Source organism: Acinetobacter psychrotolerans (assembly GCF_048552595.1).
GTDB lineage: Bacteria > Pseudomonadota > Gammaproteobacteria > Pseudomonadales > Moraxellaceae > Acinetobacter.
Genome location: NZ_JBIMDK010000004.1, coordinates 63568 through 78064, shown reverse-complemented (window position 1 = coordinate 78064; position 14497 = coordinate 63568). Strand labels below are relative to the sequence as shown.

Sequence of the window (14497 nt, the reverse complement as noted above, 5' to 3'; positions counted from 1 at the left end):
TTACCAAATTACTCAATAATCTTGGTGCTAAAATAGGCATCGAAGCGACAAGCGTCACCTTGCCATTGATGATTCGGCTCTTGTTCATTTAAAAACACAGCCAATCTAGGACGTTTTACCACAACTCGCTTGGCTATTTGTTGAGCTAAGACTAAAAGATAATCTCCTAAATCCATTTCACCATCTTCGGGTAAAAGCATATGTAACAATTGCATTTGCTTTTTTACTTGCGCTTGTTTTTTTATAGTGTTTTGATTTTGATCTCGTTGTGGAAACATTGGGTCTAAATACACCACATCTACAGTGTGATTTTCAGCCACACATTGGCTTAAATATTGTTCTGAATCGGCAAAAATTAAATCAATACGGCTCACGATATTATTGAGAAATGGATCATTGCTTGCTTGATTCTTCGAGTCTTCTAATAATGTGAAAAGTATAGGATGTCGCTCAATTAAACTCACATGTGCACCAAGATGTGCCATCAGTAACGTATCATGCCCCAGTCCTGCTGTCGCATCAATCAAACTCGGTTTTTCAGCTAAGTTACAAGCACGTGCGATCATTTCAGATTTGATACTGGCACGCTTTAAACGTGGAATCTCAGCTTTCCAATCAGGCTGCATTTTCATACCATTGGCAGATAAATGTAAGCCTTGATCATCTACGCACAATGCAATCTCAGGATTGAATCTTAAAAATCGTGCATTGAGTTTTTCAATTATTTCAATGTTTACAGCCACACCACGCAAAGAAAGCACAGTTTGATAATTCCGTGCTTCCTCTAAAAATGTAGATTCAGTAAATAAGCGAATTTCGCTTACCATAATTTCCAACCTGTTAATGCAAATAGTAAAATCAATAAACCTGAAACAATACGATACCAAGCAAAGACCATAAAATCACGTTTAGAAACATAGGCAACTAATACACGAATCAAAATCAATGCTGAAACGAATGAAACAATTAACCCAACAAAGAATACTGTCCAATCTTGTGTCGTTTGATAAATATGGTAATTTTTAAATAAGTCTAAAAGACCTGCGCCCACAATAACCGGAATCCCCAAAAAGAAGGAAAATTCAGTCGCTGCTTTACGGGATACACCTAACATCATGCCACCAATAATGGTTGCACCTGAACGCGAAGTTCCGGGAATTAAAGCCAATACTTGAATTAAACCAATATAAACAGCTTCTTTTAACGAAATATTTTCAACTTCTACAGCATTCACTTTAGGTGGATGTTTCTCTACCCACCAAATAATAAGACCACCCACGATCAAACCAATTGCAACAGATATGTCATTAAATAATAATGTTTTTACGGTTTCGCCAAAGGTTAGACCAATAAGCATAATCGGAATAGATGCAATAATTAAGCTGATTCCCAAATGACGACCCTTCGGCTCACCTGAAATCAGACCTGATGCAGCACCCCAGAGTTTTGTCCAATATTCATAAATGACGGCAAAAATTGCCCCCATTTGAATCGCGACAACAAATAAATCACTTTTCTCTTTGGTCCAGAAATTCATTAATTCAGCAGCAAGAATTAAGTGCCCTGTACTGGAGATCGGTAAAAATTCTGTAATACCTTCCACAATACCCATGATGGCTGCTTTTAATAGCAGTAAAAGATCCATGCTTAATCCTAAAAATTAAAATCTACAAACAGTTATGGTTTGCCTTGTTCTGGAATTTTTTTCCATGCATTTTCACGCAAATATACAGGCAATGCTTGTTCTGCACTTAGCCATTGTTTTTCAATCGCTTTTTGACGAGCAATCGTTGCAATATCGTCGGCTGTTGCAGAAATGTGCTTGAAATCTACAGCATCTGCCTTAACCAAAGCTGAACCAGAACCAATTAAAGTAAATTTTTGGTATTCAGTCGCATGCTGATAATTGAGTAGTTTTTCTTCATCCACAGCTTGCATGATGTTATTTTGGTCAAGTTTAAAACTTGCAATATAAACTTCTTGCATACGTGCATCTAAAACAGCAGTGACAGTAGTCAATTGCTGCAATCTAAATGCAGCCTGAGCTAATGCTTGTAAAGTTGAAATAGGAATCACAGGAATATCATGAACCCATGACAATGCTTGGGTAACAGCTGCATTAATCCGCACACCACTAAAAGAACCAGGTCCACGACTAAATGCAATTGCAGTCAATTGTTCATTTTTAATTTGCGTTTGTTCGAAGCCTTGCTCAATCATTGGTAAAATGGTTTGAGTCTGTGCCTTTGCTCGTTCATCAAGTTGAAAATATAGCGTTTTTGTTTCATCAACAATTGAAACGGAACACTGCTCATTGGCAGTTTCCAATGCCAGCAATTTCATGCACAACCTTAACTGTATTAAAAATGCTGACTATGATACTCCACTCATTTCAAGAGTGCGAGGACTTAGAGATCAGCCAAACGCTTTAAATAAAATCATTCAGAAGAACTCAAAATAAAACCAAGAATCAATTCTTGGTTTTAAGTAAAGCTTTGATGATTTAAGAATCTTTTAAGAACTATTTTTAGAACTCAAATACTTCTAAATGAATAAAATTTTTAAAATGTGAAGCGTAATGTAATGCACTTATTTTCAATATATTTTCTGTATTTTCATCCAGTGTACGAATCACTTTCCCTGGTGAACCAACAACCAAAGAATTATCTGGGATCACTTTACCTTCTGGAATTAAACTATTTGCACCAATGATGCAATTTTTTCCAATTACCGCATTATTTAAAACTACAGCATTAATACCAATTAAACTGTTATCTCCAATCGTACAACCATGTAACATGGCCTGATGTCCAATCGTGACATAATCCCCCACTGTAAGCTCAACTCCGGCATCGGTATGCAAAACCGCATTTTCTTGCACATTACTAAAATGACCAATTCGAATTTTACTATTATCTGCACGAATGACCGCACCAAACCATACACTGACTTGCTGCCCAAGCTCAACTTGCCCAATGACTGTTGCATTATCCGCAATCCATCCATCAAATGGCTCTAATAATGCTTTAGGGGCATAACCTTTAAATTTGTACATCATATTCAATCGTCCTTGAATTGGGTTCGTTGATCATTTGTCTATATTTAAGACTGCTGTATTGATGAAGTATCAGCCAATCCTTAATATTTTTTATTAAAAATTTGTGATTTAAATGTAGGAGAATTCAGCAAAAATGGCCAACTTTTTTGATAATCCAAACCATATTTAAACAGTGAAATGAGAATACGTGCCGTCAACCCCCAAATTACCTCATTTTCAATTCTTAAACTTGGAAAATAAACCGATTGATGCGCTAAACGTACTTCATATGGAATAGGTTGTGATTCCATCATTTTTTGAATAGGTGCATAAAATATACGATCAATTTCAGATGGTTGGGCAATAAGCTGTATATCAGGTTGGATCAGTCCGACAATAGGTTTCACTGTCATTCCGCTTTTAGCCCGTTCCATGGGTAAATCACCAATCAACTTGACATCAAAAGGATTCAGCGCCGTTTCTTCCCAAGCTTCTCTTAATGCCACGACAATGTTACTGGTATCATTTGGATCACGCTTTCCACCGGGAAAAGAAACTTCTCCTGCATGATTATTTAAATAGACCGAACGGCGTGTGAGTAATATTTTAGGGTCTGCTTCCTGTGTGATGGCAATTAACACTGCGGCATTGGCAGGGTTCGTTCTTTTTGAAAAACGTAACCGATGTTGCAACACTTGGGTTAATTCATCATCTATCATTAAACACGCTCAATATTTTTGTTCTCAACCCATCATATATGAAATTTTGTGCTGAAAGCTATAAATGATGCGAAAGTGGAATTTTTCAGTTATGCTGAGTTATCTCACAATTTCAATGAAGCTTATGAGTTTTTGTACTGCCTGTGGTCATACAACAATAGAAAAAATTCCTTTGGGTGATCAAAAAATCCGTAACGTGTGTACTGAATGCAGAACCATACATTATGTTAATCCAAAAGTAATTTGTGGTTCATTGGCAATTTGGGAAAATAAAGTCTTGCTGTGCCGACGTGCTATTGAACCTCGTTATGGTTTGTGGACACTTCCTGCTGGTTATATGGAATTGTTTGAAACAATGGAACAAGGTGCTGCCAGAGAAACGCGGGAAGAAGCTGAAGTTGAAGTTGAAATTGAACAGCTTTATTGTATGTACAATATTCCTCGTATTGGTCAAATTTACGTTTTATTCAAAACAGAAATTAAAGATGGGATTTTCGGCGCAGGTGAAGAAACCATTGAAAGTCGTTTATTTGAAGAACATGAAATCCCTTGGGATGATTTAGCTTTCCCAAGTGTTGAGCGAACGTTAAGACATTATTTTGAAGACCGTAAAAACAATATATTTCCAATGCATTTGGAAACATTAGGCACACGTTTAGATCAAACCGGTTAAGCATTCAATCCATATGACTTAATTTTAAAATGGCGATATTAAAAAAGCCCAATCATAATGATTAGGCTTTTTTGATGGAAATAACTTTTTACTTTGTTTTTACTGTATAGCAACTTGGCAAACTGACTGAAATAGTACCAGAAACACGTTTAGCTAGTGTTTTTTGCTCTTCAGTCAATTTAGCTTTATTTGCTTCTACACTATTAAAAACAGTTTGGTAAACCGCTTGTAAATTCACCCATGTTGCTGGAATTGTTTCATTTCCTTTCCAACTGGTAATATTGACACCACTACTGGTATTTTGCTCGTTAATTAATCTTTGAAGATTTAAGCGAATACCACCAGAGGCAACGGAATTGCTAGACGAAACACTCGAACCATCTGTTGGCGCAATGACTAAAGTTTCATTTAATCCGAGTAAGACACCATCTAACGATCCAAATATAGGGTTCGCTAAAATCATACGCATCGTGATTGATTTTTCAACATTACCATTAATATACGCTGTTCCAGTCGTACCAACACGATATTGTTGTACATCGGAGTTGTTATAACGGTAAGTCGTTTTCTGAAAATTCTCGCTATCACAACGTGATCCAGATAAATCTGTTGCAGACGTCATATTGGTACGAATATCACCATTTTCATCAATCACAATGCCAAGCGTTTGCTTATTAGGAATCACTTCTGGATTATCAAATGTAAATGTTAAATTCGCATATAGTGGGAAATAATATTTTTCACCTGTTTTTACAGTCTTTGGTGTTAAAAATACTTTTTTATCTAAATAGTTCGCAGGATTAGTTTTATAAACATCAATACTCCCTGAAAGTTTATCGTTATTAAGCGTCTGACGCCATTTACCATAAACCGTAGGATCTGTTGGCGCAGTATCAGAACCTGTTGCACGTTTGTACATATATTCTGTGCCGGCAATATTGGTATTATTAACCAAATCACCCTGATAAATTTCAAGATTGTCCGTTGCATTATCATTAGATTTAAAAACTAATGGGCTACTCACTTTACGTGTGAGCGGGCTAATCCAACCTTGTTGAGCAGTCACATTTAATTTTTGCGGTTGCACTTGATTTAACAATAAGAATTTTAACAGTGAATCCGCAATGGTACTTCCTTCCACTTTCTGCGGTATGCCAACCCATTGCATTGCATAACCTGTGGTGTAGCCTTGGCGATCTGTCACCAAATACATATTTGCAATAGATTCATTCTTTGTGCCCAACTCACTCTTACCGGTAAAACCTTGAATATCAACATTTGTTGCGCTAAAAATAAGGAAGTTAGTTGAATAAACATTCACTAAAGATTGTTGAATTAAACGTTGTGCCGTTTCTTTTGCTGTATCTTCATCAACGACAGTAACATCTAACCATGGCTTTAACTTTTCAACATAGCTACCATTTATAAAATCTTCTGGGCCAACATCAGCAGTCAGAGTTTTCAACTTATTTTTAAAGTCTTCAGTCAACTCCACAGGTTGAACATCACCAAGTTCGTTAACTTCTTGTTTCAATGCAACAGCTTGTAAAACACGAACTAATCCAACCGTGACTTTAAAAGTGTCATCACTCATCGTCATACTTAATGGTGCTTTACCCGTCATTGCCGTGGCAATATCAATTAAACCAATTGCAGCAGGTTGCCCTTTTATTTTTAAAGGTCTAATTTTAGCAAGGTCAACATTACCTAGCGTTATTTTACGTGCTGACTCTACACCTTGAATAAAAAATGAAGCTTTATCACCAATTAAACAGCCGCCTGTTGCTAAACCACCTTCAATTTTTGTCGAATAATGATTATTTTTATCACCACTACAATCAAAGTTTAAACCTTCTATTGGATAATCCACATAAAAACCTAAACATTTCTCAGTGGAATCTGCATCACATCCATTTGTATATGTTGTCACACCTTTATAAGGATTCTCATTTACCGTTGTACTTTCAGCACCACAACCAATAAGAGCCAAAGTTAAGCCTGTTAAAACAAAAGGGGCTAAAAATCTATTTTTCATCTTTTCTTCCTTACTGAATAACACTCAGCTTAATTTGTCCATGATTTGTTAATTGTTTATTTTCAACATCAACTGCTGAGGATAAAGGGGTTAAAAACATATAAGCCGCATTATCAGGTTTTCTCAAAACACCTTCCATAGCAGCAAACTCTATATTATTGGCTTGCATATCTTCATTTTTAAAACCACTTACACCTTCTAATACACAACCTTTATGATCTAGAAAAACAACCAACGGCCAATAATATGTAGGAGCACTAGATGATGATGCATAAGATGTAAATAAAACATTCTGCACTTGGCTATCTAACTTGATGACTTCATAAGCAAATTTTTCTTTAATTGGAGCAACTGGCCAAACGCCAACTTCCTGATTTTTCATTGATAAATCTTTGGCTTTTAAAACCTTTTTACCAACAAAACAACTTTGCTCTAGATTTTGAACGACATCTTTTTGTGCTAAACGAGAATAAGTCGGTGCTAACACTATTGCTTTTTTCTCTACATCATCACCATTACCGCGTATACGATTCAATAAACTTGCGCTTAATCCTTTCTTACGTTCAATTGTTTCATAACGCCCATGTACTGCGCCAAATTCAGGCGTCATATAAAAACGTTTCTTACCTTCAAGATTAAATTCCTGATCTTCCAAATACTCATTATTGACATATTTTTCACCATCAATTACAGCAAAATTTTTGTTGTCAAAATCCTTTAGTAAATCATCTTCTTTCAGAGCAGTTGCATTTTGTGCAGATAAAGGAATATTTATAGTATTTTGACTTGGCTTTTCAGTCGTTTTAATGACGGCTATGGCTGGTTTTAATTGCTGAGCTTGAACTACTTTTGAATCAAGTGATGACGGTATCGTTGAACTCTTTGCCTCTAAACTTTTTATTCCCTTTTTTTCAACTTTAGGGGCTTGTGTGCTGTTCTGAGCCAAATCACTGTTTTTAAAATTATCGACAGCCTGAGCCTCTACTTTTACACGAGGCTCAATTTTTGCTTCACGTGGTTTAGTTTCTAAAGTACTTATCATTTTCTGGGTAATATCAGGTGATACTTTTTTCTCAACCTCATTTTGAATTTTTTCAGTTTCTTGTACATCAACTACATTTTTTAATGGCTTAATTTCTGTTTTTTTGGTTTTTTCTTCTGGCTTTTGTACAATCATTGGATGACCATCTGGGCCAATGATTGTATAAAAATTTGCCGCACAAGGTGTTGTTATGACTAGACTCAGACCTAAGGCTAGCCATATTGGATTTAAAATTTTTATACTGCTCTTTTTCAAACGCATTACCATCTCGTTCTATAGTTAATACCTAAAATAACCACATCTGTTTTAGTTTTCACATTTAATCCAGCATATGGATTAAGCAATAAATTCCCTACACCAGTTTGGTTAGATAAGCTACTGGTATTAGCAGGAATATTATCTTTACTACGTAAATAACCCGCAGATAAATCAATATCAGTATCTTCATCAAAACGATAACCTAGACCTAAACCAAACAATTGTGCATTATTAATAGGTACTAAAGTATTACGTTTATCATCAGGAATTGCACTCGCACGTGGCTCATAGCCTGCACGTAGTTTTAAACGATCATTTGCTGAATATTCAAAACCAATTCCCCAGCTCCATGGTGATTTAAAACCCATCGGTAAAGCCAGTGATTGATCGGTTACATTATTTGACAATAATTTCGCAATTTTAAGTGCTGAAATTTGACGATCAAACTCAAATTTGAATTTTTCCCATGCTTTAAAATCTGTCCAACCGACGTCAAAGTTGACTTGTAGATCGGGTAAAATTTTATATTTTATTCCTGTTTGAAAATGGGCTGGATATTCTAAATCCATTGAAATCAAACCTGATTCTGTCGGCGGGATATAGCCTGGAAAGCCTAAAATTGCAGCTAAAATTTGCCCTGTTGCAGATGAGTTCAAACCTTTAATTAATTCGCGAGGCGCATTAGCATTATCAATAAAGTATTTACCTTTCATGCGCATTTTGGCAGAACTTTGATAAACCATACCAAAGCCAAATTCTTCTGTAGGTTCCCACATTAGACCTAAGTTATAACTTGGACTTAAACTTTGCTCCAACGTGACATCCATTTTACCGAATGTACCAAATGGATTCATCCCCTCATCTGCATTACAAATACCAAATAAAATCAAATCAGTAATTGCATTCGAGTTATTACGAAACGGTCCACATACGGACTCATCAATCATTCGTAAAACACCTATCATTTCATTCGGAAATCTCAAATCTGTTTTCAATGCCATCGCATTGTATGACATCCCGACGGACGCGCCGATAGAAAGCTCATCGCTGACTTGATAGGCAATAGATGGAGACAAGTAGGTAATACGCTCAATAGCGACCTGTTGCCCCATAAAGTTACCAGGATTACCATCTTCCGCACCAAATCCTGCAACCATTGGTGCATAAGCAGCTGTTGCATAAGTCAATTTTGATCCTGGCGGGTTATAAGAAACACCACCCGTTGGCGCTAATACAGGCCAGCCAGGACCTAAATCTACAACTTTTTTAAGAAAAGGAATGTATAAGCTTGCATACTCGACATCACCAGTCACTGAATCTTTATAATCTGTACACAGATTAGATGGATTATCAGCGGTATCATTACAAATTAAAGGATCATCTGAATATCCAAAGACGTTATAACCGACTGGAGCTGAAAACTCTTTTTGTATGCCAAAGTTTGCAACAATCCCTTGTACATCTGTTTGTAAACCTTTGAGTTTAGTCAGACCTGCTGGGTTAAAATGAATCGCACTGATCCCTGGAGGATCTGCTGTAACCGCATTACCCATAGCTAAAGAACGAATATCAACAGATAAGTTTAAACCTAAATGTGCAAATACTTGCGTTGAACACCCAGTTAAGAAAATTGCAGCAACTAATGGGCGCAATCGTATGTTTTTCATACTCCACTCCCTTATTTAGCTTTCTTCTTACCAAAACCAAGGATATCGAGTGGGAATGATAAGCCCAATGAAATATCTGGAGAATCTTCAGTTAACCCTATCCCTAACGTACCATTTACAATTGTTTCAGGATTGACACGCACGCCTAAAGCAATTGAGAACATACCACTAGACTGATCAGCGGCTTTATATTCGTCAGCCAAACCATCAACATGCTTATATTTAAAAGAAGTATTCATGTTAAATGATTGCTGATAAGACATCGTCATTGATACATCATAGTTAAATGAGTAAGCAAAACCAAAAGAGAACCCCCCCGTAATGCCTGGATTAAACTCTTCTAATTGACGTTGATTTTTTTGATCACCACCCTCACCTTGTGAATTACCGCCACCACGCACTTGGTCAAGTCCAGTTTCTTTAAGACCATAGTTACCAGATACAGAAGCAAATAATACAACAGGATCAATATACTTACGTGTACTTGCACCTACACCAACAGAATAATATCCCTTACCTGTAGATAAATCTGTATTTGGGTTAATTTCATATGGACTATCACCTGTCTTAGTTGACAAGCTGCCAAATAAAATAAGTGGTAAACGTCCTGCTTTAAGTGGAAAGGGTTCCCAACGTGCACCAAAGTTAACATCACCGATGCCCGCTGCTGTAGCATCTTTCAAACTGTCTGATTTTGCTACAAGCGGAATCGATGCTGTGAAAGTTAAATTATCGAGTACACCATATTGACCAGTAAACGTATTGGTAATCGTATGATTAGCATCTTCATCGACACGAAGTTGGTAAAGTTGCCCCTCGTTCATTCCAGCATTAATCTGGGTATCACGATAATAGGAATAATCTAAATCATAAAATGCTGAGAATTCGCTTTTTTTGATCAGAGAGTATTGACGCTCATTTGATGTAAAAACTTCTTGTAAATTCGTTTCTTGAGTTGCATCGCCTTCTTTCTTTTGTAATGCATTTGCAGCTTGAGAACCTGGTTTTGGTGCTAAAGATTTAGTTTCATCTTTATTTATTTTTACTTCTTCTACTGTACTCGTTGGCTCTTGGACAGACTTGCTTGCCTCTTTGACTGATTCTGTACTAACTTCTGTTGCAACTTGATCAGCAGCAGTATCTGGCATTGCTTCAGCTTCTGTTGGCTCAGTTTCAGCGGCATAAAGACTACCAATCGCAAATTGAATGCTGATCGCAAGTAATGTTCTTTTCATCCATTGATTATTCATTTTATTTCTACCCAAAATCCAATTCAGTTATTTAATTTTTTAATCCATCTATTATTTACGTTTATAATAGAGTCGCATATATGTTGTAATTGGCTGATTGTATGTTGCAGAGTTGGGGTCTCGGTCAATGACCTTACGCATTGTTGATGCTTTATCTGCCATTTGATTGACAAAATCAGGGGTTGAATACTGAACATCGACCAAAGCGTAACGATTAATCGTCGCATCATCCACATGACGCATATCTGCATCTTTTAATGCCAACATATCCTTTTGTTGATCTTTAGCTACATTTACGATGAATAATGTATTATTTTCCCAAATTTGTTTGAAACGCTCTTGGTCAAAACTAATATTGCCTAATGCTGGGTCTGCAACATAAACACGACCATCTTTATACGCTTTAAATACGACAAAATGTTTAAAGCCTGCATATGAAATAGGTACAATAACGGGCTGATTTTGATTAATTAGATCTTTAAACTCCCCCTTAAATCCGCCACTTTCAAAGCCTATTGCGGAAACAAAACGCTTCATATCCAGTAGAGAGAAACTTCTTCGCTCAATAATACGATTGTATTCACCAAAACGAAGTAAACCTTCCATTGTTTGCTGTTCTGTGAGATTTGTGCCCACATAACCATTTAACAAAGTTGTTAGTGCCGCAGATCCACAGCTATAGTCATAAGCTTGTCGCACAATGCCACGGAATTGGTTTTCTAAGGCAGGTTTAATGGCAACCACTTCACGGTGATTTCGTGAAAATGATTTTTCTCGGGAATCCGCAAGCTCTGTGTAATAAACTGCATCTTTCGGCTTTGGCTTCACTTCTAAGGCATGGCTGGCAAAATAATAAATTAATGCCGAACCTAAAGTAATTTCTAACATAATTTTAACTATCAAGTATCGGCAATATTTTGCCTAAAGAGCTGATTTTATTTTTAGAGTAAACACTCTACTTCCCTGTGTTTAGAAGATAACCTTTTTTACTAAAAAATACAGCATTTTTTTTTAATTTCGTCTACTTTCTCAATTTTTTTGTAAAAAAAAGCGCGTTTTAAACGCGCTCTTTTTAATTTAAACTTAGTGACCAGAAATCGTGATCACAGCACCTGGAGCTAAACCAGCGCCATTAAATACTTTCATACCAGAGATTGCAACATCACCAATAGATTTAGAACCAACACCAGTACCAGTAAATGCAGTACCACCAGCAGCGATCGTACCACCACCTAGCACAACTTTAGTAATATAGATATCTGTACCAGTTGCATTTTTCATTGCTGTAATAGCAAGACCTTCAGGTTTAACAGCAATATCAGCATCTAGTGATAAATCACCGTTAGTATTACCATTATCACTTAGTTTAATACCACCAAGAGCGATATAACCGCCACCACCAGTTGAAGCATCTTTAATTGCTAACTGATTAATTTCTAAGCCACCAACCATAGCACCTGAAAGTTTAATCATTGCACCTTGTGGCGTATTACCCAATTGTACATTTGCTGTCATTTTACCCGTTTTTAAACTTAGACCACTTAGAATTTCTGCAGAAGCAGTACCTGCAACATATGCACCAGAAGTTCCAGAAGCATCATTTACTTCAATTTTACCAAGCGAAATATCGAGACCAGAAACCGAAGCAGCCACATTTAAGAATGGTTTGCCACCTGCGCCAGAATCTGTATCAATAGCCAAATCAGCTAAATTACCCGAAGCCAGCATACGAGTAGTATCCAAAGCACCAGCAGATGTATGAGGAGCAGTTAGAACAACATCATTCAAAGTAATCGCACCGACTGTACCTGTACCGCCAAAACCAGGTTGACCTGCAGTTAAACTACCAGCTGCTAAACCATCACCATCAAAAATATGAACTTTTTCAATATCCACTTTAGAAATACCAATCCCGATAGAAATACCATCTTGACCAGTTGTAGAGCTAAGTGCAGCATCATCCATTGCTTGCATAGCCATTGCGTTTGAACTAATAGCCACTGCAGAAACTAAAGCAAGTTTAGTAAATAATTTCATTTGTACTCTCCCAAGAGCATTTTTTTTCATTTTTAACCACTCTCCGCAGACTTTTGTTGTTTTAATTTTTTTACAACAAAATCTTCAATCCTTGAGTAGTCCGTTTTGCCTTTTTAAATTAACTGCATGTTACTTTTTGTTCAATAGTTGTTTATCAAAAAATAGATATACCCGATAAACGGTACTTGTGTGACTTGGTGTACAGTTTCGTTATATAATATTTTTATTTATAAGTCTTATTTTATCGATGCTAAGTTCTTCAATTTTCAAAAAATCTTTAACTGCACCCTGTTGTAGTGCTTCAAGCATTTTAAAAAAATTAGCAGAACTATTTGGCTGTGTTTATTTATACAATAATTGCCATTCTATCATTGGTTTTTTGCCCCAATTTTATTGTATTCAGCATACAGAACAGTTACATATTTATAATAGAAATGCAGCATTTGAATATACAAATAATACAGACGTTCATTCATTGCAAAAACTGATTCAATTTAACAACTTAGACCCCGACAAGAATCTGAATACAGCGATGGAAACTAGTTTTAATGGTGGTTATATCGGCTTTATCGATTATAATTTTGCAGCTCAACAACAAGTCGTTAGTAATTTAAAAAAACAACCCAATTTATATTTGGGTTTATATCTAAGCTATATTAAACAAGAAAATGGCGAATGGATATTTTATAGTCATGAAAATAATGCTTTAGATATTTTCAATTTAGTTAATCAATTAATTAATACCGATAATGCTGCCGAAAAAAATATTGATGCACAACAGTTTAAACTTAATACAATTTGCCAAGCACGTTGGTCTAAACAAAAATACTTAAATACGCTTTCTACTGTACAAGAATATATTAAAGCAGGCGATTGCTATCAAATTAATTTAACACAAGAATTCACAGCAAAAGCTCAAGGTTTACTGCTGGATACAGCTGAAGATTTCTGGAATTTAACAGCAGCGCCCTATTCTGGATATTTAAGAGTTGATGATTTTGAATTACTCAGTTGCTCTCCTGAGTTATTTATTAATTTCGAATCTGATCGGAAAATTGTGACTAAACCGATTAAAGGTACAATGCCGCGCCATGATGATCCTGTACGCGATGAACAGTCCAAAAACACACTGATCCATTCTAAAAAAGATCAAGCTGAAAATGTCATGATTGTAGATTTATTGCGTAATGATTTGAGTGTTTATGCAGAAACAGGCTCGGTTAGAACCCCTAAACTATTTGAAATTGAAAGTTTTAATCAAGTCCACCACATGGTCAGTGAAGTTACGGCAGTTTTAAAAAAGGATGTTAATCCATTTGATGTTCTGCTTTCAGCTTTACCTGGAGGTTCAATTACAGGTGCACCCAAAATTCGTGCGATGGAAATCATTGAGGAATTAGAAGATACGCCACGAGGTGCTTATTGCGGGTCATTAGGTTATTTTAATTTAGATGGCACAGGTTCATGGAACATTTTAATCCGATCTATTCAAAAGTATCAGGATGATTTATCCATTTGGGCCGGTGGTGGAATTACCATTGCTTCCAATGCAGAAGCAGAATATCAGGAATGTTTTGACAAAGTATCTGCCATGTTAGATTTACTCAACACTTGGTATAAACCTGAATAATATTTAATATATTTCACATTATTAGTCAATAAAATTAATTAAAAAATAAAGCCAAATACGTTAAGTCCTGCTTTTGAGAAGCGTAAAATTTCACAGACAAAAATACTTTCTTGTTAAACAATAAAAAGCCCACTTTATGTGGGCAGATT

The 14497-nt window shown here is 36.1% G+C and carries 13 protein-coding genes; 2 read left to right on the top strand and 11 right to left on the bottom strand.

Annotation, left to right across the window (positions count from 1 at the left end):
* Positions 1 to 8: 8 nt before the first annotated feature.
* From ACG94X_RS05005 to ACG94X_RS04985, 5 genes are all read right to left on the bottom strand, one after another.
* Entirely contained in the window at positions 9 to 827 is an 819-nt protein-coding gene (locus tag ACG94X_RS05005) for a class I SAM-dependent methyltransferase (protein WP_419382644.1), read from the bottom strand.
* The gene (locus ACG94X_RS05000; RefSeq protein ID WP_419382643.1) at positions 821 to 1645 is read right to left on the bottom strand and encodes an undecaprenyl-diphosphate phosphatase; all 825 of its coding nucleotides are present in this window, start codon (positions 1643 to 1645) and stop codon (positions 821 to 823) included. The genes ACG94X_RS05005 and ACG94X_RS05000 overlap by 7 nt, the downstream gene beginning before the upstream one ends.
* Positions 1646 to 1677: 32 nt before the next feature.
* Positions 1678 to 2343 (bottom strand): tRNA (adenosine(37)-N6)-threonylcarbamoyltransferase complex dimerization subunit type 1 TsaB, encoded by a 666-nt coding sequence (gene tsaB, locus ACG94X_RS04995; protein WP_419382642.1) that lies wholly within the window; start codon positions 2341 to 2343, stop codon positions 1678 to 1680.
* 184 nt (positions 2344 to 2527) lie between these two features.
* Positions 2528 to 3058, bottom strand: coding sequence for a gamma carbonic anhydrase family protein (locus tag ACG94X_RS04990; RefSeq protein WP_419382641.1), 531 nt, complete (start codon positions 3056 to 3058; stop codon positions 2528 to 2530).
* A gap of 80 nt (positions 3059 to 3138) precedes the next feature.
* Complete coding sequence (locus tag ACG94X_RS04985; RefSeq protein ID WP_419382640.1) at positions 3139 to 3756, bottom strand: CoA pyrophosphatase; 618 nt, start codon at positions 3754 to 3756, stop codon at positions 3139 to 3141.
* Between the two features lie 124 nt (positions 3757 to 3880).
* On the opposite strand from ACG94X_RS04985, the gene ACG94X_RS04980 reads away from it, so the two are divergent.
* Positions 3881 to 4429, top strand: a complete 549-nt coding sequence (locus tag ACG94X_RS04980) for an NUDIX hydrolase (RefSeq protein WP_419382799.1) — start codon at positions 3881 to 3883, stop codon at positions 4427 to 4429.
* Positions 4430 to 4517: 88 nt separating this feature from the next.
* Here the strand turns inward: ACG94X_RS04980 and filF are convergent, their stop codons facing one another.
* The 6 genes from filF to filA form a co-directional block, all read right to left on the bottom strand.
* Positions 4518 to 6464, bottom strand: coding sequence for a putative pilus system protein FilF (gene filF / locus ACG94X_RS04975; RefSeq protein ID WP_419382639.1), 1947 nt, complete (start codon positions 6462 to 6464; stop codon positions 4518 to 4520).
* Between the two features lie 10 nt (positions 6465 to 6474).
* Positions 6475 to 7767 (bottom strand): putative pilus assembly protein FilE, encoded by a 1293-nt coding sequence (gene filE, locus ACG94X_RS04970; RefSeq protein WP_419382638.1) that lies wholly within the window; start codon positions 7765 to 7767, stop codon positions 6475 to 6477.
* Positions 7767 to 9431 carry a putative pilus system OmpP1/FadL family transporter FilD gene (gene filD / locus ACG94X_RS04965; RefSeq protein WP_419382637.1) on the bottom strand — a complete coding sequence of 555 codons (1665 nt, stop codon included), beginning with the start codon at positions 9429 to 9431 and terminating at the stop codon, positions 7767 to 7769. The genes filE and filD overlap by 1 nt, the downstream gene beginning before the upstream one ends.
* Positions 9432 to 9442: 11 nt before the next feature.
* Positions 9443 to 10681 carry a putative pilus system protein FilC gene (gene filC, locus ACG94X_RS04960; RefSeq protein WP_419382636.1) on the bottom strand — a complete coding sequence of 413 codons (1239 nt, stop codon included), beginning with the start codon at positions 10679 to 10681 and terminating at the stop codon, positions 9443 to 9445.
* A 51-nt stretch (positions 10682 to 10732) separates the two neighbouring features.
* A complete protein-coding gene (gene filB, locus ACG94X_RS04955) occupies positions 10733 to 11569 on the bottom strand; it encodes a putative pilus system C39 family peptidase FilB (protein WP_419382635.1) in 837 nt (278 codons plus the stop codon).
* Between the two features lie 195 nt (positions 11570 to 11764).
* Complete coding sequence (filA, locus tag ACG94X_RS04950) at positions 11765 to 12718, bottom strand: putative pilus system protein FilA (RefSeq protein WP_419382634.1); 954 nt, start codon at positions 12716 to 12718, stop codon at positions 11765 to 11767.
* 247 nt (positions 12719 to 12965) lie between these two features.
* On the opposite strand from filA, the gene ACG94X_RS04945 reads away from it, so the two are divergent.
* Positions 12966 to 14348: an anthranilate synthase component I family protein gene (locus tag ACG94X_RS04945; protein WP_419382633.1), complete on the top strand. Its 1383-nt coding sequence runs from the start codon at positions 12966 to 12968 to the stop codon at positions 14346 to 14348.
* The last annotated feature ends 149 nt before the right edge of the window (positions 14349 to 14497 follow it).

Excerpts from the sequence above, each read along its gene's own strand:
- filF (WP_419382639.1), bottom strand. The coding sequence starts at position 6,464 with ATGAAAAATAGATTTTTAGCCCCTTTTGTTTTAACAGGCTTAACTTTG.
- filA (WP_419382634.1), bottom strand. The coding sequence starts at position 12,718 with ATGAAATTATTTACTAAACTTGCTTTAGTTTCTGCAGTGGCTATTAGT.
- ACG94X_RS04980 (WP_419382799.1), top strand. The coding sequence starts at position 3,881 with ATGAGTTTTTGTACTGCCTGTGGTCATACAACAATAGAAAAAATTCCT.
- ACG94X_RS04990 (WP_419382641.1), bottom strand. The coding sequence starts at position 3,058 with ATGATGTACAAATTTAAAGGTTATGCCCCTAAAGCATTATTAGAGCCA.
- filC (WP_419382636.1), bottom strand. The coding sequence starts at position 10,681 with ATGAATAATCAATGGATGAAAAGAACATTACTTGCGATCAGCATTCAA.
- ACG94X_RS04985 (WP_419382640.1), bottom strand. The coding sequence starts at position 3,756 with ATGATAGATGATGAATTAACCCAAGTGTTGCAACATCGGTTACGTTTT.
- filD (WP_419382637.1), bottom strand. The coding sequence starts at position 9,431 with ATGAAAAACATACGATTGCGCCCATTAGTTGCTGCAATTTTCTTAACT.
- ACG94X_RS04945 (WP_419382633.1), top strand. The coding sequence starts at position 12,966 with ATGCTAAGTTCTTCAATTTTCAAAAAATCTTTAACTGCACCCTGTTGT.
- ACG94X_RS05000 (WP_419382643.1), bottom strand. The coding sequence starts at position 1,645 with ATGGATCTTTTACTGCTATTAAAAGCAGCCATCATGGGTATTGTGGAA.
- filB (WP_419382635.1), bottom strand. The coding sequence starts at position 11,569 with ATGTTAGAAATTACTTTAGGTTCGGCATTAATTTATTATTTTGCCAGC.
- ACG94X_RS05005 (WP_419382644.1), bottom strand. The coding sequence starts at position 827 with ATGGTAAGCGAAATTCGCTTATTTACTGAATCTACATTTTTAGAGGAA.
- filE (WP_419382638.1), bottom strand. The coding sequence starts at position 7,767 with ATGCGTTTGAAAAAGAGCAGTATAAAAATTTTAAATCCAATATGGCTA.
- tsaB (WP_419382642.1), bottom strand. The coding sequence starts at position 2,343 with ATGAAATTGCTGGCATTGGAAACTGCCAATGAGCAGTGTTCCGTTTCA.